The sequence below is a fragment of the Sphingobacterium sp. SGG-5 genome, from assembly GCF_011043525.1.
Classification (GTDB): Bacteria; Bacteroidota; Bacteroidia; order Sphingobacteriales; family Sphingobacteriaceae; genus Sphingobacterium.
Genome location: NZ_JAAKGO010000012.1, coordinates 17554 through 39669 on the forward strand (window position 1 = coordinate 17554; position 22116 = coordinate 39669).

Here is a 22116-nt window from a genome sequence, read left to right on the forward strand (position 1 = left end):
GTGCTAAGCTTGCTTTGTTTTCTTACGTTTGCCCCACCAGACATAAAAACCGGTAACGGGAAGTGAAGCACAGATTAAGCTGGCAATGAAGTAAAAAATCTTGGTAGAAGTACCACCGATAAACCCGGTATGAAGGCCATAGGTAGCTCGGGAAATCCACTCAGCGGGCACTGCATCACGCATTCGCTTTTGGGATGACGACGTCAAGTCCAAGGTGTTGCGATCAAAATATAGATAGCGCCAAGTACCGCCTTCCATATCAGTGCATACATAGATCTCTTGATCATCATCTTTGGGATAATGTATACTAAGCGCAAGAGGATTACGTTCAGCGATTTCACGCGTAACATGATACCAGATCGCATCCATTTTATCATCCAGCACCGTCGGAAGCTGATGATTCCATTGTTGCATGACATCGTGTACCGAATTTTTCGCTATACCTCCGGACAGGTATACAACGCTCTGCCGAACGACTAAAAAGCCCATAATCAATCCGGTGAATGCCATAAGCAATGCCAATAATAGCGAATAGAAGCCCAAGACATTATGTAGGTCATAGTTAATACGCTTCCATTTGGCTTTCCAATTAATCGCAAATGCTTGTTTGGTATGCCTTTTATTCCATTTTTTTGGCCACCATAGCACGAGGCCTGTAATTAGTAAGAAGGTAAATATCACTGTGGACCACGAAACGACCTGATGGCCGATATCATGTGGTAACCACAGGGAGACATGGCCCTCTTCGATAAAATGAAACAGGTTTTCATGATCGACCATTGCCAATACCTGACCGTTATAGGGATTGACAAAAATTAATGAGTCAGAGTTTTCAGGCGTTATTTTAACCGGTGCATCGTCACCATAATACCAGAATTTCCGAAACTCGACATGTGGTAATTGGTGTTGCACACGTTGTCGTATTTGTGATGGGGGGAGCAAATGCTCCGCCCCAAGATTTTCAATACGCCACCATGGTCGTGACCATTCGGTGATTTCTTGTTCAAAGACCAGCAAGCAGCCGGTAAGACTGATCAATAAGATCGGAATACCTGTGGCAATCCCTACCCATAAATGGAACCAATCATTGATTCTTTTGATGATAGATTCTTTCGCCCGCTCGGACTTTTTTTGCTGTTTCACCGTTTTAGTCGAGTATTTTTTAATTTAACCTATCGATTCGAGAGAAAGAAACGTAGCCGCCGGCAAGTTCCATTCCTTTGGTTACTTTATCCGTGGCGGAATCATAGATATAGATATAATCTTTGTCTCCTGCAGTTTTGACAGCAATATAAGCTTTTCCATTCTCCACGAGAACATTTCGTTCACCTCCGAAGTTCACAGGTATCTCATCCAGCTTTCGGTATTCCTTACCTGTAGCCAGATCAATGATTGAATAGCCAAACTCGTTATTTAGATTTCCTTGTTCTTCTTGATACTTCAGAATTGCCCTGCCGTTACCCAGATCCATAAATAGACCTGCTGCCGCCTCATGTCCAGTCTCTTCCAACACATCGAGATAATAGCTATCATCCAATTCGTCCTCTCCTTTCTTGATACGAAGAATGTTCTTGGGACTTCTCTCCCCAACACCGGTCCAATTTATATTCCAGCTTGTCAAAAAATACATGTCACCATTTTTATCAACAAATGATGTGGCAAAATAACCTGAAGTATTGCCTACACCCGCCACTCTATCATCTGTCGATGTCGCGGTCACATTAAAACCGGGATAGCTGACAGCCATCGTATACAATCGAGGAAACACGACAAATTCGGTCGTATTGTGCAGACAGACCGAAAAATATAATTTGCCATCTTTATACTGTATATCTCCTCCGACCTGATAAGCTTCGAAATCATCTTCGAAAGCTGGCAACCCTGTGACGGAACCATTGGTAAAGGTCATCGCATTGGTGTTGATTATGGAATAATTGACCCCGGTACTCGTTGCATTAAGGCCGATTATGACAAGGGTATGGTCATCGATCCATGTATGTCCGGTCAAGGATTTGAGGTTTGTCATAGGAACTTGCTTGATCGTATTTACCGCTCCATTTTCTACCTGATATTTGCCAAACTTGCCTTCCGCGGAGTTATAAAAATAGTAATATCCGTCTTTTACAATAACGGAGTTATTTAATGTCGTGGTGACATCGATACCCGAACCTTCCAGTTTCGCACTGCCCTTCGTCAAATCATCGGCAGACATGATATAATAGTTCGTATTCGGCCAGCTACCTACCTGTGTCCAGATCGCATACTTTATCTTGCCGTTGTTCGTATCATTGGGATCATCTTTGTCACAAGCGGTGAAACTTATTGCAGCAATAAGAGCTACACCTAAAAATTTGGTAAAGTTATTCATGTTATATGTGTTTATTGATTTATAAAATATCTAAGCTTGAGGTAAAATGCGCGTCCTGCTTTCTGCAGATAAAAATTGTCATACACCAACTCATCGGTCAGGTTTCTGCATTCTAACGAAACATTGTACCGATTGTCATGCATAGCATAAGACAATACGGCATTATGCACAAGTTGTTTGGGTATAGTGACTAACGACGCTGTCGTGGCAAAGCCGCGCCACGAGCGGTAATAATAGTGTGTATAGTGCGTACCCCAAGTAAACTGCAATTCGGAATCGGGGGCAAATACATTAGCTCTGCTAAAGCCTATATCCATATTTCCAAAAAACCAAGGTTGATTAGGTATACGGTTCTTATAGGTCGCCGACAACCCTTTTTCGACCTGGTTTTCAATATATTTCGTATTATCGAGTGCATGTTGGTAGGTCATGTTGAGTATGGCATGAAACCAGTCGTAGCTATACCGGACTTCGGACTCCACACCTCGTACCGACACATTGGCTAAATTCTGGTACTGTAACATATTATTGTCGTATTGGTTGGCATAGATAAAGCCATTGGCGAGACGGAAATAGCCCATCGCCTCCATAAAAAAGTCGTGTTTGTTCGTTTTCTTCCCAAAGAAGACACCTATATTGGCATTATCGCTGGATTCGGGCTCTAAATCGAGGTTATTCATGATCTGAAAACCATCACCAAATACTTCATTGACATCTTGTAATCTGTAGGTATGCTCGTATGAGGCTTTGATTCCTAAATGTGGACGAAATTTATACACCGACGCTAGTCCATAGCCAAAATAATTTTTAAAACCATGCGTCGCAACTAAATCCTTAATAACATTATCATACTGTTTTTTATCCATAGCAAGGCCGTAATATTTAGCCATAAGGGTATTTGTCCACTTCCTCGCTATCACCTGTTGATAGCCCAAGCCACCGATATGTTTACCTAATCGCCCTGGCATATCATCTTCGTCCATAGTCAGCTCATTGTAGGTATTATTAGTCACTTGGTCAAAAGTATAATTCAAGCTAAGCTCATGGTTAGGCACGACGTGATAGTTGATATTCGTCCTGTTATAGTATCGAGGTCTCGTGACATTGGTAACCCGATAACTACCGGTTTCTGGATTACCGTCTATATAGCTGCCATCCCAATAATATTTTCGCTTTACCGTATCGGCTAACCTATACATATCTTTTGCATAAGTTCCATATAAACTTACGTCCAGTTTATCGTTGAGCAACCCGTCTTTTTTATAGCGTAAACTCAAATTATTGCCATATCCATCTTTAGTGACAGCACCGTAAACAATCGACTGTCGGACACCTGTCTGCACTTCTTTATCATAGTCTGTATGTCCCAAGCCGATAAATAGGGCATCTGCCCAATTCTTATTAACGATACCTACCTCTACCTGTCCCATCAGCGAGCGATAGCGATCGTGAAACCTCCTTAAATCTTTCACTACAAATTCTTGTCCCTCTACAATTTCTACATTGCGCATGAGATAGTTGTTTTTTGAATAGTTGAAAAACCCACTACCTTTTAGTACGATTCCACGGGGTGAAACGTACTGTGCATTTATAGACGATCGATGTGTCTGAAAAGAGCCCATACTATGACTGATGTCCAGGTAATTGCTCAATAACTTATTCGATACGATATTAACGGCACCGCCTAATGCGTCCGTACCCAACTGTATGGGTGCGACACCTTTATATACTTCGATTCGATCTGCAAGATTGATAGGAATGTTGTTGAGCGCCATTGCTGACCCCATAACATCTAAGGGAATACCGTCTAAGAAAAATTTGACGGCGTTACCAGCGAGACCATTGACGGAAAATTCAAAATCTGAACCCACTCCACCTTGTTCCCTGACCTTGACACCCGTAGAGCGGTTGAGAATCTGGTTTAGGTCTGTTGAGGTATTGGCCAGCTTTTTGGCGTCTATTGCATTCAGTGCAAACTCGCCTTCTTTCAGTTTACGACTTTCGGTAGCGCCTTCAACATGTATAGTTTCTATGTTCTTACTTGATGGGTGAAGTTCTATCGTTTTTCCATAGAATCCTACCTGCCATGTTATTTCCACAGTGCGGTAGCCCAGATTGGAAACAACCAAGATGTAAGCAGTGTGTCGGTTAGTTACCGGGATTTCAAAAGCACCTTGCTCATTCGCTTTAACACGAATGGTTGTCCCCTTAATTTTTACGGTCGAACCGACGAGTGCCTCACCGTTCTGGTCAACAACTCGCCCATTTAAGGTATAACGGTCCTGGGCAGAAGTATAAGATGAAAAGAAAAAGACGATTAAACAAGTTAAAATAAATTTAAATAAGCAATTCGCGTTTGAACTGTGCATGATAATAAAGTAAATTCATCATCATAGTTGCATAACTCCGTTCGTTCCGCAACGCATTTTTACTTTTTTTAGAATTATTTTAAATAAAAAGAAGATAGGCGACCCTATTGCTCTTAGGATGACGCTCTTTTGGGTCGGAAAGGTTTTTTCTTCCGGAAAGGCTTTTTCCTTTTTCCGTCGCTTTGCCGGGGGTTATAAGCCGGACCAGCCGTAAATCCCTCCGGCAATGGTAGCTTCGGAATTTCATACTCTATAAGTTTTTCGATCCGTGCAAAACGATTTTGATCACGCTCATTAATAAATGTAATCGCTGTACCTGTCGATTCCGCTCTGGCCGTACGACCTACACGGTGAACATAATCCTCGGGATCCGGTGGCACGTCATAGTTAACAACCAAGCTTATGCCCACGATATCGATCCCTCTTGATATGACATCCGTACCGATCAATACATTCAGGTTCCGTGCACGGAATTTATTCATAATCGCTTCGCGCTGCGATTGGTCCAGGTCGGAGTGAAAGCCTTCAACAGCTAATCCTTTTTTCCCCAACTCACGAGCTAAGGTCTTGACGATATCCTTTTTGGATGCAAAAACGATGACGCTGGAATAGCGCGGATCCTGCAACAGTTCTTTGATCAGTGCATTTTTCTGATCGTCATACACCATATACGCCCGCTGATCGATTCCTTCGGAAGGTTTAGAAATAGCGATATTGATTTCTGTAGGTGTATGGAGTATTTTTTTCGCCAATGTCCGGATCTTTGGCGGCATAGTGGCCGAAAAGAGCAAACTTTGTCTTTTTTCGGGCAAATAACTGATAATCCGGAGAATATCATCATAAAAACCCATATCCAGCATCGTGTCAGCCTCGTCCAACACCAAATGTTGGAGATGACTGAAATCAAATTTGCCGGATGACATATGACTCAGCAAGCGTCCCGGAGTTGCGACAATAATATTAACTCCCTCCCGGATAGCACGTTTCTGTTGCTCATACCCCATCCCATCACCGCCGCCATATACTGCGATCGACGTCGCTCCCGTAAAATAAGCTAATCCCATGATCTGCTGATCGATCTGCAGAGCCAGCTCACGCGTCGGAACAAGAATAAGCGTATTCACACGCTCTTGGGGGTTATCTGCTATTTTATGTAAAATTGGCAGTAGGTATGCTGCTGTTTTACCCGTCCCGGTCTGGGCACAGGCAATTAAATCACTCTTCTGTAATATGACAGGTATGGTCTGCTCCTGAATAGGTGTGGCTTCTGTGAAACCCATACTGTCAAGCCCTTCTGATAAGGCCGGGCCGAAGCCAAATTCATCAAACTTCAATCTATTTTTTGTTTTTATAAACTGTAATAAAGTTAGCAAATTTAATCTTATATCCGAAGAAACGGCAGTATATCGTTAAAATTCGTTAAAAAGCCACACACTATATTAAAATATGACCAAAAATCACGATTTTCGACTATTCATAATTTTAGGTTAATAATTGGTTAGTAAAGACGCCTGAAGCTCCCCGCTTCAGGTGTTTTTTATAATGGACAAAAATTTTTATTCCAAATACAATATCTGAAGAAACGTAGCGTTATTATACTAAAGAGGCCAAAAAAAAATGAAAAACTGTTAGCTTGGTTTTATCATTCACAATAAAGCTTCTTTTAGGATATCCGTAAAGAATAGGCAAAGGGTCTATTCGAAAAAAGAAACATCGAAACGAAAAAAAAGGAAATCCAAGTAAAAGAGGCAAGAAAGGGTTTAGAGATCATCTAAACCCTTTTATTTTTAGGAATGGTTTCTTCTATAAATTGACATATTCCTTCTTCATCTGTGGGGTCAAACCAAGTCGTTCCCCCATATTTCCTAAACCAGGTCATCTGTCTTTTTGCATAACGGCGGGAGTTTTGTTTAATCTTCGCTATAGCTTCCTCCTTAGCTATCTTTCCTTCCAGATAATCAAATATTTCCGCATAACCCACCGTCAGCAGAGCCGGTTTATGACGATAGGGTAACAGCGACTGCACCTCTTCAAAAAGACCTTTCTCGATCATCTGATCGACACGAGCGTTTATCCGTTCATATAGTTGTTCCCGATCCATATGCAGGCCTATCGTGACGACATCAAATGGTCGGCGTATACTATTCCGTTGTTGGTAAGCAGACATGGGCTTCCCTGTTGCTTCATAAACTTCCAACGCCCGTATAACGCGCTGCGGGTTATCGATATCCGCAGTAGCATAATACACGGGATCAACTTGCTGCAATTTTTCTTGAAGAGACTGTAGACCGTACATGGCCAACTCAGCATTTAACCTTTCACGTACTTCTTGTGGTGCTTTGGGCAATTCATCCAACCCTTCACATACAGCTCGAACAAATAATCCAGAGCCGCCTACCATAATGACGATATCATGACGTTGAAAAAGCGTATCCAACAATGCTAAAGCATCGCGTTCAAAATCTCCGGCAGAATACTCTTCCTTGATCGATAAACTATCAATGAAATAATGGGGAGCCGCAGCAAGTTCAGCTTCATCCGGCTTAGCGGTCCCTATACTCATCTCTCTATAAAACTGTCTAGAGTCAGCAGAAATAATTGCCGTACCGAAGTGTTGTGCCAGAAAGATAGCTGTAGTTGTTTTGCCTACTGCAGTAGGGCCGACAACGACAACAAGGGTCTTATGTGGGCTCGTGTTAATAATCGTCTTCTCCCAATCCGAGGTTATCTTCTTCGCCTTCTTCTTCCTCTTCTCCCTCCCCGATCGCGTCAAAATCGTCCTCTTCATCGACACCATATTCTTCCGCATTTTCATCAACTACCTCTTCTTCATCGTCCGCCGTCACAGTCTCCGTTGGAAAATTAGCTGCAGCAGCACTCTTCGGTGCCTGCCCCACCGATTTAAAAATGCTGGGATATTCTTTACCTTGTTCTTCCTTGAGTATTTTGATCAACTCCACATGAAAATCATAGGGGCGGTCAAAATTATAGATATAGTAAAACTTTTGATGTGGGTCATCAATAAACTTGCTCAGGCGAATATCTTCCATCAAGAGCACCCCCGCTTCTTTTTTACGGGCCGTAGGATGAAGTGCTATTTCGGTACCTTTCTTCCACTGATCGTTGCTTACGTAGAATGAAGACGACACATCCGCGACATAGCCCGTGCTCTTCTGTATTTCCTGGTGCAAGTCCAGAAATGTACCTTTTGCCGGCATATCAATATCCCGATAGATATCTTCATAATCCTCAAATGTTACCCGAAACCTATATATTGCCATAGTAAAAATTGATTCTAATCGCTGGTTTTTGTTTTTAGCTTAAGAGCTCATAAAATTAAAAATTATTTTGATGTCTCTATAGACAAAGTTATAATTTCGGTCGAAAACCTATTCTTTGGATAGAAATGACTTATCTTTGATAAAATGGCTGTACATTACATTTTCAAAAAAAATCGTATTACGCGAAGCGTGATTATACCCATTATAATACTTTTGTTTACCAGCCAATGTGGTAGGAAAGATTCGTCGGGAGAATCGCTGGAAACATTGAAACAGGTGATTGCAGACCGTGAATATTATTTGGAAAAAAAGCTAAATCAGATTGACAGTGTCCAAAAACGGTTAGAGTCCTCTACGGATGCAGTAGCACAATTTAATGCATGCCGCACCCTTTTTCAAATGCATTATGATTTACAAATTGATACCGCTTTGCAATATGCAGAACAGATGCTTGAGCTTTCCGAGAATGTCCTCCAATCGCAACCCGTATATCGAACTGAATCATTGCTTTTGATTGCCCGTGTTTATGCCTATACAGGTATGTATAAAGAATGTGAGGAATTATTAGAGCATGAGTATTTGATTATAGAAGAGCTTTCGAACGATCTCAAACGACTTTATTTTGTGGTACAGATGCAGTTGTACAAAGGGTTATTCGATCAGAATGTCACTAAACGTGAACTGCAGGGATATCAAGGCAAAATAGATGCCAGCCGAGATTCACTCATCGCCCTTACACCTGAAAATTCAATTTGGCACCTCATATATTTATCCAATAAAATAAGAGAAGATGGCGATTATGACCACGCCGTGGAAGTCTTATTTAAAGCATATAACAAACTGACAACAGAGGACCGGGACATGGCTCACGTCGCTTTTTATATGTCTGATCTGTACAGGCTAAAAGAGGATGTAGAACAAGAAAAACGATACCTGATCATATCTTCTATTACCGACCTCAAATATGCCGTTAAAGAATATGTTTCACTTTGGAAGCTTGCTTCATTACTCTATGATGAGGGTGACATCGAGACAGCTTATCAATTCATTGAAATATCATTGCAGGACGCGATGTATAGTGGTGCATATCGATGGACACAGTATATTATAAAAATCCTCCCCAATATTTATGTAAGCTACAAAGCAAAGATTCTACAACAGAAAAATACAATTTCATCCGCATTTTTTATCATTGCTTGCTTATTGGTATGCTCGGTTTTACTGTTGCGTTATATTGTAAGACAGTACAGAAGATTGGATAAAGCAAAAAGCCAGCTTCAGCTCCTCAACAATGAACTGGTATCAACTAATCTTTTAAAAGAAACTTACCTGAGTAAGTTTATCGACCTTTGTTCGGATTATATCGACAAACTCGACGAGTATAGGGGTAGTCTCAAAAGGCTTCTCAAAGGTGGGAAAGTGGAAAAAATTGAAAAGGAACTGCATTCTACCAAATATATTGAAAATGAACATAAGGCTTTCCTTACAAATTTCGATGAAACATTTTTAAGCTTATATCCGGACTTCGTTTTCGAATTCAACAGTTTGTTCCCGCCAGAACAACAGCAAATAATTAAGCCGAACGAATTGCTGACGACGGAATTACGGGTATTTGCCCTTATTAGACTCGGTATAACGGATAGCTACAAAATAGCCAAATTCTTAAGATGCTCCATTACTACGGTATATACATACCGATCAAAAATGAAAAACAAGTCGTACTACCCAGATAGTTTTGAAGAACAAATCAAAAAATATCAGAGACAAGACTACTTTTCGTCTTCAGGTGAATAGACCCTCTCGATAGGTTGTCCTATTTGGATAAATCACGTGTAATTTTGCATTAAGCAAATCACGAATTTTCTTTTTTAGCCTTAAAAAAGTTTAGATTACAGGACTCCCATAAAACATACAAAACATTAATATACAAATACTTGATATATAATTTTGTTTTGATTTTTTTGACACAAAGAAGTGAAACGTATTTATCCCAAATCTAAATGCAGAACTTTGGTGTCACTAAATATAAATGCTACGAAGATGGGTGATGAAGATGTGTAACTAATCAAATTATTAGGATAACAAATATGAAACACAAAAGAAGTATTTTGCAGGTGCTTACATTGATAGCAATCTGCTTGGGATTCTTTGCTTGCTCAAAGGAAGACAATTCGAAAAACGCGGATGCACGTCTCAAAGTAGATAAAATTCAGGTATCGGTTATTCAAACGGGAAGGTTAAGCTCGGGCAGTAAACCGACACTTACGGTATTGGCAAACCGGGGGTATGAGATAGCCAGTGATGTCAACTGGATATCACCGGATAAGCCTACCGGAAAAGGTGAGACAGATGTCATACTCGATATCGAAGAAAACACTACGGGCGAGACCCGATCGGGACATCTTACGATATCCTCCATGGGGCTTATAGAAAGAGTGACAGTCATACAGACTATGGATCCTGATACCGACGATGGTCAGGATATCGGCTACGTGTACCTGCAAGACGATTTCAGTTGGTGTGAGGAATTTGGTGGAGTAGATGAGGTCGAAAATCAGGCTACCGGAGCGACAACCAACGCAAATACGAACGCAGGGGCTAAGGCTGCACTGAATTCCAGAGGATATGAGGATATCAATCCCGGAGGCAATTGTTTCTATCTAGCAAAACATTTCTTTAAGATGGGAAAAACAAATTATCAAACAGGCGTTCGGCTCAACAGTATCCCCAATATAGAAGATGGTAAAACGACAAATGCCCGTCTCACATTCAATGCAACACCGGTCCGGACGGGCAGCGGGAATTACGATAAGGTATATGTTGTCGTAGAAATTGAAGGCCCAGGTACTGTTGGGGGTGGAGCAAAAAAAATAAGCGACGAAATCAACATACAGATCCCAGATCAAGGCACATGGTATTGGGTAGAGAAAAACGTTGAGCTTTTTGGAATCGAAGCCCAAACAAAGATCACGTTGAGAACAAACCAATCTGGCTCTGCTTCAGGAACATACCGTTGGAGTCTGAACGACATCAAGATTGAAAAAATTAAAACAAACTAGCAATCAGAGATTATGAAAAAAGTAAAAGCAATTGCCGTTTTGCTCTCCATTTTGGCAGCGTTATCTTTTCATTCCTGCAAAGACGCCCTGTTTATGGATGATATTTTTGAAGTGTCCATCACTAGTGTTTCGTTAAATTATATGGGTGTATTAGAAAGTGGAAGCAATGCTCAGATAGAAATAGGAACGAGTGGAGATTGGCAAGTAACTTCAAAGCCTGAATGGGTAGAGCTCAGCAAAAGCTCTGGCACACACGGTCGCTACACCATTTTTCTAACGGTGGGCGAAGCCGGAACAACAGACGACCGGGAAGGTAAAATCCTATTCGAAAGTTTAGGGAAAACCATTTCCGTCGATGTAAAACAGGCCAAAAAGGTAGAAGAACTCACTGTTTCTCCTACAGAGATAGCTGTCAATATCCGGGGAATGCTTAGCAACGATAAAACCCCCACAATATATATATCTACCAATTCGGATTGGAGCATCGCTGACGTGCCCGCATGGATTACAGTAGATAAAACGACGGGAAAAGCAGGAAATGTTTCGATTGTATTAACCGTCGCAAAGAATGACACCGGAAACCCACGCCAAGGGTCATTCACGGTTTCCTCCGGAGCGCATACAGAGACCATAGCGATCGAGCAAGATCTTACTTATAATCCATTGACCGAAACGACTATGATTCGTGGAAATCAAGACGGTGAGATCATAAGTGAATCCGCAACTTTCGAAATAATTTCGCCTGAAGCTTGGACGCTAACAGCTGATAGTTGGATACATATAACGCCTAACAGCGGAAGCGCAGGCACTTCAGAAGTCACCGTAAGCCTTGATCCAACTACCGTAGCGCGTACCGGAACGATTACAATTAAAGATGCGGATAACCTAACCACTGTAGTCACCGTGAAACAAGAGGTTATTCTTCCGGATGATGGTAAAACAGTAGGTTACCTCTACTATTTCGACGATTTCGCCTGGGTAGCTCCATACGGTGGAGAAGATGAGTTGTTAAAAGCGCCTACCAAAACTGGTGACGGAAAAGGTTTTTCTGGCAGCACGAAAAATATGCATACAACAGGTGCTACAGGATCTGCTACCGTATCGACCGCCGTTGCTTTTGCCAATCGCAATTATGAAGATATCAACTGGGATGGAAATGCCTTCTATTTCGGCGCACACTATTTCAAAATGGGAAAAACGGATGTACAAACAGGACTTAAACTATTATCGATACCAAATATAAGCGCGGGAAAGTCGACGAACTTGAAATTAACGTTCCATGCGACACCTTCTCGGGGGACAGCTTCCGGAAGTGGATTCGATGATGTTATTCTGATGGTGGAGATAGAGGGACCGGGATCGGTAGGAGTTGATGATAAGAGTACAAAATCCAAAAGTGACCTCGATATCCAGATACCAGATAACTCGGCTACGGATTGGTATTGGATAGAAAAGAGTGTTGTCTTATATGGTGTCACATCTGAAACGAAAGTGACCATAAAACCGAGTACGAACAGTCCAGGTGGCAGATATAACCGTTGGTTGTTGAATGATATTAAATTTGAAAAACACAGTGTTGTCAATTAACTGCCCACACCGATAAAATAATACGATACGATATGAAAAAATCAAAAAAGCATTTGCTTAATTATATATGGATGGGGGTCTTTATATTCTTTTCCCTCGTCACGATGGCCCAAGGGCAGACCCAAACCGTTTCGGGTACAATTACCAACGAAGAGGGAGAGACCATGGTAGGTGTCAGTATAAGTGTAAAAGGTGAGCAACGAGGCACCGTCTCGGACGTGAATGGTGTATATACGATCAGCGGTGTCAAAACAGGAGATATACTTGTATTTTCGCTTGTAGGTTACCAAACTGTTGAAGCATCTGTAGGCAACCAGGGTCAAGTCGATGTGAAGATGGTCTCTTCCACTATCAATTTAGAAGAGACCGTGGTCATTGGATATGGTTCCTTAGAAAAGCGACAAATTACCTCGTCGATTACGTCGATCCGGGGAGACAAACTGACTTCGGGTCTTGGTGGAGCGACCATAGCGACGGCTTTGCAAGGCAAAGTACCGGGCCTTATGATCGACGGGACGGCAAGCCCAAACGCCGGAAATAGCTTCCAGCTAAGGGGAGTTGCTTCGGTAAAGGCAGGACAAGGGCCATTAATCGTGATCGATGGTATCCCCGGTGGTGATATTCGCTCGCTCAATCAAGAAGATATCGAAACGATCGATGTATTGAAAGATGCATCAGCTGGAGCTATCTATGGTACGCGTGCGGCAGGCGGCGTTATACTTATCACAACGAAGCAGGCGAAGGCTGGAGAGATAAAAGTGCAATACAGTGGAGAGTTTTCGACCGAGCAGATACGTAAACGCCCCGAACTTTTGACGTCCAGTGAATACGTGATGTACGGGTTAGGCAAAGATTATGGTTACGACACAGATTGGTACAGTGCACTGACGAATGATCGGCCGTTTTCGCATCGTCAGGTAATCAGCTTATCCGGCGGTAGTCAAAATGCTTTAATTTATACCTCCTTTTCGACACAAGATCAAAAAGGCATTGTAATCGGTGATGGTAGAAAGGATTACTCCGGACGTATTAGCAGCAAATTTTCATTATTCGACAACAAAGTTGAGATCGAAGCACGGGCACAGTACCGCCAGGCACAACGGGATCAACGGAATGGTTCGGGTTCTTTCAACACCGCACTGATGCTCAATCCTACGATTCCTATCTACAGCGATACGAACGAATCGGGCTATAATGTCAGAGAAATAGGTATTTCGGGCACCAATTACAACCCTGTTGCCGACATTATGCTGAAGACCTACGATGGAAAAGACAGCTGGTTATTAAGTGATGCATCCTTGAAAATAAATCTTACAAACGATTTGTTTGTCAAAGGGACAATTGGATATCAAGAATCGAAATGGCAGTTGTACCGCTATACTTCAGCCTACCACAAATCCTCCGTGGATAACGCCAGAAGAGGCGAAGGTTATCATGGATTCAGTAAAGATATCCGTTTTTCTACAGATGCTTATCTCAACTATAAAAAATTGTTCCAGGATAACCACAGCGTCGATGCGATAGCCGGATATAGTTTTTGGGAAGCTAATGGCGAAAGCTTTAACATGACCAACTATAACTTTACGATCGAAGGTGTAGGTCCTTGGAATATGGAAGACGGCACCTGGCTAAGTGACGGCAGAGCACTTATGGATTCGCAAAAGGATCCTCGTGAACGTCTTTTGTCCCTGTTTTCCCGTGTCAACTATGCCTTCAAAGATCGATATCTTTTGTCTGCCAGCTATCGCAGAGAGGGTTCCTCTAAGTTTGGCCCTAATAACCGTTGGGGGAATTTCTGGGCTGTCTCGGGAGGATGGAGACTTACGGAAGAAGACTTTATTAGGGATCTGTCTTTTATCAGTGATTTGAAACTACGCGTAGGCTATGGTGTAACGGGTAACAATAGTTTCAGTACCGGCTATGCAACACGTATGTATAGTCCGGATTCACAAATGTATCCTACGCCTACAGGGGAATGGATCTATGCTTATGGCCCGCAACGGAATATCAACCCCGATCTGAAATGGGAGGAAAAAGGAGAATTTAACGCTGGGGTAGATTTTGGCTTTTGGAACAATCGTTTATTCGGTAAATTCGACATTTATCAAAGGCGCGTGAAAGACCTGTTATTTGAAACAGACGCTCCGGTACCACCTATGACACATACGACTATCATGAAAAATGTAGGAACTTTAAAGAATAAAGGTTGGGAATTTGAACTGGGTGGTGAAGTCGTGCGCCATAAAGATTGGAATTATACTACTGTGGCACGACTATCCCACAATACCTCCAAAATATTGGATCTCGGCGAAGATGGGGTGATCGACATGGATGCTTTCCCTTCACCAGGTAATCCCGGTAGGGCCGGACGTCTACAGAATGACGCTACTATCGGCAAATTCTTTGTCTTCAAATACGCCGGGCTAGATGAAAACGGCAAATGGCTGATTTACGACAAAAATGGTGAAATCGTGCCGGGCACGAGTACAAACCTCATCAACGACAACAAATATTACGTCGGCAATGCTATCCCTAAACTGACAGTTGCATGGGATCACAACGTAAGTTATAAGCAGTTTGATTTGTCAGTCTCTCTACGCAGCTATATCGATTATGATGTATTCAGTCAAGTGAACATGTATTATGGACTACGTACACAATCACAATTCAATGTTTTAAAAGAAGCCTTTGACCGCTATGCTGCGGTCGATGACGAAAAAATATTGAGTGATGTATTTATCAGCGATGCTTCATTCGTTAAGCTTGATGCGGTCAGTGCAGGATATACATTTGACCTGAAGAAACACACCCGTTACGTATCGAAAGCACGGTTATATTTTACATCAAGAGATCTGTTTGTGTTAACTGCATATAAAGGCATTAACCCCGAAGTAAGTCTGAATGGCTTATTCCCGGGTTTTGAACAAATTAATAGTACGGCGAGTATGTATCCGCAAACCCGTAGGTTCACGTTAGGAGTACAACTCACATTCTAAAAAATCAGATAAGATATGAAACGCTATTCACTAAAATATTTACAGTTATCCGGATTAACACTTTCCCTTTTGTTAGGATCTTGTAATCTTGACGAGCTGCACCATTCTTCGGTTACTCCCGAGACCTTTTTTACTTCTAAAGAAAGCACCTATGCCGTTTTGGCTCGTCCATTCACGCATTGGCGCTGGTTTATCGGTGCCGATCGCTGGTATCTGCAAGAGTTGACTACCGATGCCATGACCTGTCCGCAACGTGCAGAAGACTGGTATAACGGAGGCGAATATTTTCGTCTGCAGTATCATACCTGGAATCCAGATGACCGTTTCGTCGAAAACACATACAACGGAGTCGGAGGCGGTATAGCCCGAACCATGTCGGCCAAAGAAGATCTGGAAGCACTGGATTATTCGACAGTCGGAATGACAGAACAGGATAAGGCAGATCAAGTACAACAGTTAGAAGCACTGATTGCTTGGTTCTATATGCGTGGACTCGATTTCTTTGGCGGAATGCCGATTTATGAATCGACACAGGACGAGCTTCGTCCGAGGTCCACGGCACAAGAAACGTTCGACCATATTGAAGCACTGTTGAAAAAAGCTATTCCTAACTTGAAAAAGAAAACCCAGTTAGGTGCATTTGAAGACGGTTACATCCGGCAAGGCGCAGCCGCAGCGATGCTGGCTCAGCTTTACTTTAATGCGGAGGCTTATACCGGACAAGATCGGTTTAGCGAATGTGCAGCTATTTCTCAAGATATTATTGACGGTGTATATGGTGTCTATGAGCTGGACAATACATGGTGGGGGCCGCATGGTTTCGATAACGACCGCTCTCCTGAAGTAATTTGGGCAGCACCTTCAAAAGGTGGCGGTACTACGGAAACGGCATGGAACTGGTATTGGCGGTACTTTTATCATCAGGAAAGCAGCAAATACTTTGGTGGGGCAACAGGCAATGGGGCTCCATACAATGGATTTATGCTGAGCCCTTCCCGTAAACCTACAGGAGAAGTATATACCGAATTTAAGGTAGGAAATCCCTACGAAAAATTCCATGATCTGGATCTTCGGAAAAAACCTTTTGTCTACACAGGGAATAGAAATTATGAGGGCATGTTTTTGGTAGGCGCTCAAACGAATCCCATAACTGGAGAGTCCACCATGGGAACAAAATTATATAAAGGTGAAATTCTCAATTTGGTGGACGTTGTCGCACCTTTCAAAGAACTCAACTCAAAATATGGCGGTGATGTATCCAAATTGCCTTCTAACATTCAGGTCGGAGAAGAAAACAGTGGCGTTCGGTTAGTAAAAGTTCCGCAGCCGAATTTAGCTGATCAACAGCTGCAGTTTGACCCAGACTGCCCCGTCGTCCGTCTGACAGAAATATACTATATGCTCGCCGAGTGTAAGTTCCGGGCGGGAGATGCCGAAACCGCAGCAACATTGATTAATACGGTACGCAAACGGAATTTTGCAAACCGGGTGGATCCAGATCCGGTAACCGCAGACAATCTGGACAAATACCGCATGTTGGATGAATGGTTGATCGAATTCCTTGGCGAAGGTCGCCGGCGTACCGATCTTATCCGTTGGAATGCTTTTACAACGGAGAAATGGTGGGATCATGAACCGACAGATAAAACGAGAAACTTATTCCCCATTCCGTACTCTGCGATTTCAGCGAATGGTTTATTAACGCCAAATCCGGGATATGGTGGAAACCAGTAGTCCAATTAAAATTATTTTAAAATAGAACGAAACGAATCATGACACGAAAAATATTTTTTAAGTTATTATCGATATCCCTACTCCTTTTTATAGGTTGTAGTGACGACGAACGGCTGGTTCGGAACCCGGCCCCCGAAGAGCCAAGTGATATTGTTGTAGAAGAGGGCATGAACCTTGTCGGTAAACTCACAGACGGCAATGAGCCTGTCGTGGGTGCCGTGGTTAGTGATGGCTATTCGGTAACCACGACAGACGACGAGGGAATCTATCAATTAAAGGCAAATGAACTGGCGAAGTTTGTCTTCGTATCAGTCCCGGCAGATTATGAAATCCCGACGGAGAATGGTTTACCCAAAATATATCGGGAATTACCTGCAGATAAAAGTCAGGTTATACGCAGAGACTTTGGCCTGAAAAAACAAGCTGTTGTCAGCAATTTCCAGCTGTTGGCATTGGCTGACGTACAAATTGGCCAATCGGTAGAGTTGAGCTGGCTGCGCCAAACCGAAATACCGTTAATCGCGGACTACGTCAACACCTTGAAATCCACTTCGCCGGTTTATGGAATCTCGCTTGGGGATCTCGTCTGGGACAACATGGCTTACCTCAGCGAATATGCAACGGAAATAAAACGGCTAGGTGTGCCCATATTCCAAGTCATCGGCAACCATGATCACGATAGAACAGTGACGAACAACGATTATCTGGCTGCTCAGCAGTTTGAGCGTAACTTCGGGCCAACTTATTATTCCTACAATATTGGAGATTGTCACTTTGTCGTACTAGACAACGTAGACTACAATGGGCACAGCGACTATAGCAACCACATTCCGGAAAACCAATTGGATTGGCTCAAAGAAGATTTAAAGCATGTAAGCAAAGATAAACTTATCATCCTTGGCACACACATCTACACCTCAAGGAGAGATCGGCCAACGTTAGGTACAAGCAACAAACAAGCGCTTTACGACCTGCTAGAAGGCTATACCGTCCGCATCTTAACGGGCCACCTGCATAATAATCGCATGACGACGATCAATGCGGATATCGAAGAAAACAATTTGGGATCCGTGATGGGCGCCTTTTGGAACTACTTATGCAACGATGGAAGTCCTCGCGGGTATGCGGTGTACGAGATTGAAGGGAATACGATTAAAAATTGGTATTACAAGGGTACGGACAAACCCAAGGACTATCAGATCAAAATCTACAAGCCGGGACAAGCTGTTTCTGCCGGAAGACAGGATGGTGTTATTGTCAATATTTTTGCTTGGCATACCAATTGGACAGTTAAGGTGTATGAAGATGACATGTATAAAACGACGTTAACCGACAATTTAAAATATGAGATGGATAGGGACGCATACGATGCCTATTTTGGAGACAGCAAACCCGCTCATCGACCATCTGCTGAGCCAGAAGCATATAATGACCATATGTTTTATTACAAGCCTTCCGTATCTACCGGTGTCACCGTCAAAATTGAGGCCACCGATGCGCATGGAAATGTGTACGTAGAGAGCGTACAGTTGTAAGACGAGCGTATATATTCTGATAATATAAAAAAAAGGAAGGTGCATTTCAGGCGCCTTCCTTTTTTTGAAATGTTTTTTACCGTTCTTTATGGCTTTTGCTCTTGTGGTTTCAAACCGATCTTCTCACCCTCCGACACCATAAAATCATATGCTGCTTGCTTTTCATTCGGTATATCTCCCTCAAGAATAGCCTCACGGATCGCATTTTTAATAACGCCGACCTTCCGCCCCGGGCCCAATCCGAATACCTGCATGATATCTTCCCCCGTTACCGGTGGCTGCCAATTACGCAAATGGTCTCGTTCCTCGACATCTTTCAACTTTTGTTTAACCAGATCGAAGTTCTTGCGATATTTTGTTTTTTTGAACTCATTTTTAGTGGTTACATCCGCATGGCACAATAACATCAAGCTGTCAATATCATCTCCCGCCTCGAACAATAAACGGCGCACAGCCGAGTCGGTCACAATGTCTTGTACCAGCACAATAGGGCGCAAATGGAGCTGCACCAATTTTTGGACAAACTTCATTTTATCGTTTAACGGCAATTTGAGTTCCGCAAACAATTTAGGTACCATACGCGCACCTTTATCTTCATGCCCATGAAATGTCCATCCCACCCGTTTGTCAAAACGCTTTGTGGCCGGCTTGGCAATATCGTGCATAATAGCAGCCCAGCGCAACCAGAGATCGTCCGACACTTCCGCTACGTTATCCAATACTTCGAGGGTATGATAGAAATTATCCTTGTGGCCCTTCCCGTCAATAATATCAACCCCCTGCAAATTATGCATAGCCGGAAAAATCAACTCCAGTAGCCCTGTATCAAATAAGTATTTAAAACCGATCGACGGCTTCTCCGATAGGATAATCTTATTCAGTTCATCTATAATCCGTTCTTTGGATATAATCTTAATCCTATCTTTTGTTTCTACAATAGCTTGAATAGCTTTTATATCAATTTTAAAATGCAACTGCGTAGCAAAGCGGATAGCGCGCATCATGCGGAGCGGATCATCTGAAAAGGTCTCTCGTGGATCCAATGGGGTACGGATGATACGATTACTGATATCCGCCACACCCTCGAAGGGATCAAGAAGTTGTCCGTAATTGTCTCTATTCAGCGAATAGGCCAACGCATTTATGGTGAAATCGCGCCGGTTCTGATCATCCTGAAGTGTCCCATCCTCGACAATCGGCTTACGCGAATCTTTTCTATACGACTCTTTCCGGGCGCCTACAAACTCGATATCCAATCCATCATATACCAACATGGCCGTACCAAAAGATTTATAGACAGCGACCTTACAATCGAGAAGATCTCCTAAACGCATAGCAAATCCGGTACCGCTGCCTATGACCAGGATATCAATATCATTTTTAAAAGGCCTGTTCATAATCCGGTCACGCACATATCCCCCGATGACATAACATTCGGTACCTGTCGTTTCCGCTAAATTACTGATAATCGAAAATATCGGATGTTGTAAATGTTCAATCATGTTCCGGCACTAATCTCTATCCTTAGATAATCTTCGGAAGCCCAATGGGTTGGCACTCAATTCGGCTTGTTCTCTTCTATTTTTGACAATATGTAAAGCCAAAAACATCGCTTCCAAAAAAGAATCCGGAGAGGCCATATCTTTACCGGCGATATCGAATCCTGTACCATGATCGGGAGAGGTGCGGACTATTGGAAGTCCTGCGGTATAATTCACGCCTTTGCGCTGAGCAATATGTTTAAAAGGGATAAGGCCTTGATCGTGGTACATGGCCAGTACCGCATCGAATTTTGTATAGGTGTCTGACGCAAAAAAGCCATCCGCCGGATAAGGTCCAAAACAAAAAATACCTTGCTCATTGGCTTGCTCGACAGCAGGACGAATAATCTCCAGATCTTCTGTCCCAATAATGCCATTGTCTCCCGCATGCGGGTTCAAGCCTAATACCGCAATCCGTGGCTTTTGAATCCAAAAGTCGTTTTTAAGGCTTTTATGCATTAAATGAAGCTTTTTCAAGATGCCTTCCTGGGTGATATGCGTGGCAATATCCTTAACGGGAATGTGCCCGGTCACTACACCGACCCGGAGGTCATCGCTGACCATGAACATCAGTACATCATCAGCTCCGGTTTTGCTTTGAAGATATTCGGTATGTCCTGGAAACTGAAAGCCCTCCCGTTGAATATTGTGTTTGTTGATAGGTGCAGTTACCAATGCATCGATCTTACCGGCATGGAGATCCTCCACAGCGCGTTCCAAAGACAAAAAAGCGTACTTACCCCCTATTTCGTTCTCCTCACCCAACGTGATCTTCACATCTTCCTGCCACACATTGATCATATTCGGCCGTTTGGAATGTGCCTGCTCGGGTTGGTTGATGACGTTAAAACTAAAATCATTAATGTTATTCGCTTTTCGATGAAAGGAGGCATTTTTTGTGTTTCCGTATACTATAGGGGTAAAATAATCCAACACACGGTTATCTGCCAACGACTTGATGATCACTTCCATCCCTATTCCATTGATATCACCAATACTGATACCTACCTTTAATTTGTCACTCATTATCAAAAAGCTTTTTATTACCCAAAAGTAACAAAAAATAGGGAAAGCTATAACAATTGTATTCGGAATTATCCGAGCAAAGAGGGATTTTCCCAGCCCAACGATTTTAAAAATGCTGGACTGGGATAGGTCCTCGTTAAGGATACTCACACTTCACGCCAACTCTTTTATAGTTATTAGATACCTTGACTTTGTCCGTACCTACCAACTCCAGAACCAATAGCGAATGACCGACACCGCTTGAGGTGGGCGCGAGCCTGATATAGCCCTTATTTTGATGGGCCGGCAACACAAAGCTCTTGTCACCACCAGCTATAGTAAAATCAACATTTTCTGCTGCAGTGGATTCCTCTGCTATAATCTTCCACGTCAAGCGCTGATCTTCACTCGACTGTAATCCTGACATATTGACTTGGAGTACAACCTCATCGCCACTGGGCTCAACGACACGACTGATAATCGGATAGTCCTTCCCTACGGCAAATGTGCTGGTTACCGCATCTTCAAATTCTATGTAACTGTCTTCGAGTTGATAACGCAAATCAAAATCTTCTTGGCACGCTCCCATCAATAGAACAAATACGGAAGCTACTAAAGTTTTATTCAATAGACCTTTCATA

15 protein-coding genes are annotated in these 22116 nt (G+C 42.7%); 6 read left to right on the plus strand and 9 right to left on the minus strand.

What is annotated here, in order from left to right; genetic code table 11:
• Positions 1–3: 3 nt before the first annotated feature.
• From G5B30_RS15745 to G5B30_RS15770, 6 genes are all read right to left on the minus strand, one after another.
• Positions 4–1143 carry a PepSY-associated TM helix domain-containing protein gene (locus tag G5B30_RS15745; protein WP_165320968.1) on the minus strand — a complete coding sequence of 380 codons (1140 nt, stop codon included), beginning with the start codon at positions 1141–1143 and terminating at the stop codon, positions 4–6.
• Positions 1144–1162: 19 nt separating this feature from the next.
• Positions 1163–2368: a DUF4374 domain-containing protein gene (locus G5B30_RS15750; protein ID WP_165320969.1), complete on the minus strand. Its 1206-nt coding sequence runs from the start codon at positions 2366–2368 to the stop codon at positions 1163–1165.
• An 11-nt stretch (positions 2369–2379) separates the two neighbouring features.
• Positions 2380–4737, minus strand: a complete 2358-nt coding sequence (locus G5B30_RS15755) for a TonB-dependent receptor (protein ID WP_165320970.1) — start codon at positions 4735–4737, stop codon at positions 2380–2382.
• 113 nt (positions 4738–4850) lie between these two features.
• Positions 4851–6071: a DEAD/DEAH box helicase gene (locus G5B30_RS15760; protein ID WP_165320971.1), complete on the minus strand. Its 1221-nt coding sequence runs from the start codon at positions 6069–6071 to the stop codon at positions 4851–4853.
• A 437-nt stretch (positions 6072–6508) separates the two neighbouring features.
• Positions 6509–7525: a tRNA (adenosine(37)-N6)-dimethylallyltransferase MiaA gene (gene miaA / locus G5B30_RS15765; RefSeq protein ID WP_165320972.1), complete on the minus strand. Its 1017-nt coding sequence runs from the start codon at positions 7523–7525 to the stop codon at positions 6509–6511.
• Positions 7434–8018, minus strand: coding sequence for a plasmid pRiA4b ORF-3 family protein (locus G5B30_RS15770; RefSeq protein ID WP_165320973.1), 585 nt, complete (start codon positions 8016–8018; stop codon positions 7434–7436). The genes miaA and G5B30_RS15770 overlap by 92 nt, the downstream gene beginning before the upstream one ends.
• A gap of 144 nt (positions 8019–8162) precedes the next feature.
• On the opposite strand from G5B30_RS15770, the gene G5B30_RS15775 reads away from it, so the two are divergent.
• The 6 genes from G5B30_RS15775 (at position 8163) to G5B30_RS15800 (ending at position 18929) form a co-directional block, all read left to right on the plus strand.
• Positions 8163–9812, plus strand: a complete 1650-nt coding sequence (locus tag G5B30_RS15775) for a DUF6377 domain-containing protein (RefSeq protein ID WP_165320974.1) — start codon at positions 8163–8165, stop codon at positions 9810–9812.
• Positions 9813–10105: 293 nt separating this feature from the next.
• A complete protein-coding gene (locus G5B30_RS15780; RefSeq protein ID WP_165320975.1) occupies positions 10106–11077 on the plus strand; it encodes a BACON domain-containing protein in 972 nt (323 codons plus the stop codon).
• 12 nt (positions 11078–11089) lie between these two features.
• Complete coding sequence (locus G5B30_RS15785; protein ID WP_165320976.1) at positions 11090–12664, plus strand: BACON domain-containing protein; 1575 nt, start codon at positions 11090–11092, stop codon at positions 12662–12664.
• Between the two features lie 32 nt (positions 12665–12696).
• Complete coding sequence (locus tag G5B30_RS15790) at positions 12697–15660, plus strand: SusC/RagA family TonB-linked outer membrane protein (RefSeq protein ID WP_165320977.1); 2964 nt, start codon at positions 12697–12699, stop codon at positions 15658–15660.
• 15 nt (positions 15661–15675) lie between these two features.
• Positions 15676–17394 carry a RagB/SusD family nutrient uptake outer membrane protein gene (locus G5B30_RS15795; protein WP_165320978.1) on the plus strand — a complete coding sequence of 573 codons (1719 nt, stop codon included), beginning with the start codon at positions 15676–15678 and terminating at the stop codon, positions 17392–17394.
• Between the two features lie 38 nt (positions 17395–17432).
• Positions 17433–18929, plus strand: a complete 1497-nt coding sequence (locus tag G5B30_RS15800) for a calcineurin-like phosphoesterase C-terminal domain-containing protein (protein ID WP_165320979.1) — start codon at positions 17433–17435, stop codon at positions 18927–18929.
• Between the two features lie 86 nt (positions 18930–19015).
• On the opposite strand, the gene G5B30_RS15805 is transcribed toward G5B30_RS15800, so the two are convergent.
• The 3 genes from G5B30_RS15805 to G5B30_RS15815 form a co-directional block, all read right to left on the minus strand.
• A complete protein-coding gene (locus tag G5B30_RS15805) occupies positions 19016–20431 on the minus strand; it encodes a CCA tRNA nucleotidyltransferase (RefSeq protein WP_165320980.1) in 1416 nt (471 codons plus the stop codon).
• A 9-nt stretch (positions 20432–20440) separates the two neighbouring features.
• Positions 20441–21496, minus strand: coding sequence for a 4-hydroxythreonine-4-phosphate dehydrogenase PdxA (gene pdxA / locus G5B30_RS15810; RefSeq protein WP_165320981.1), 1056 nt, complete (start codon positions 21494–21496; stop codon positions 20441–20443).
• A gap of 136 nt (positions 21497–21632) precedes the next feature.
• Complete coding sequence (locus tag G5B30_RS15815) at positions 21633–22115, minus strand: hypothetical protein (RefSeq protein WP_165320982.1); 483 nt, start codon at positions 22113–22115, stop codon at positions 21633–21635.
• Position 22116 lies beyond the last annotated feature (1 nt).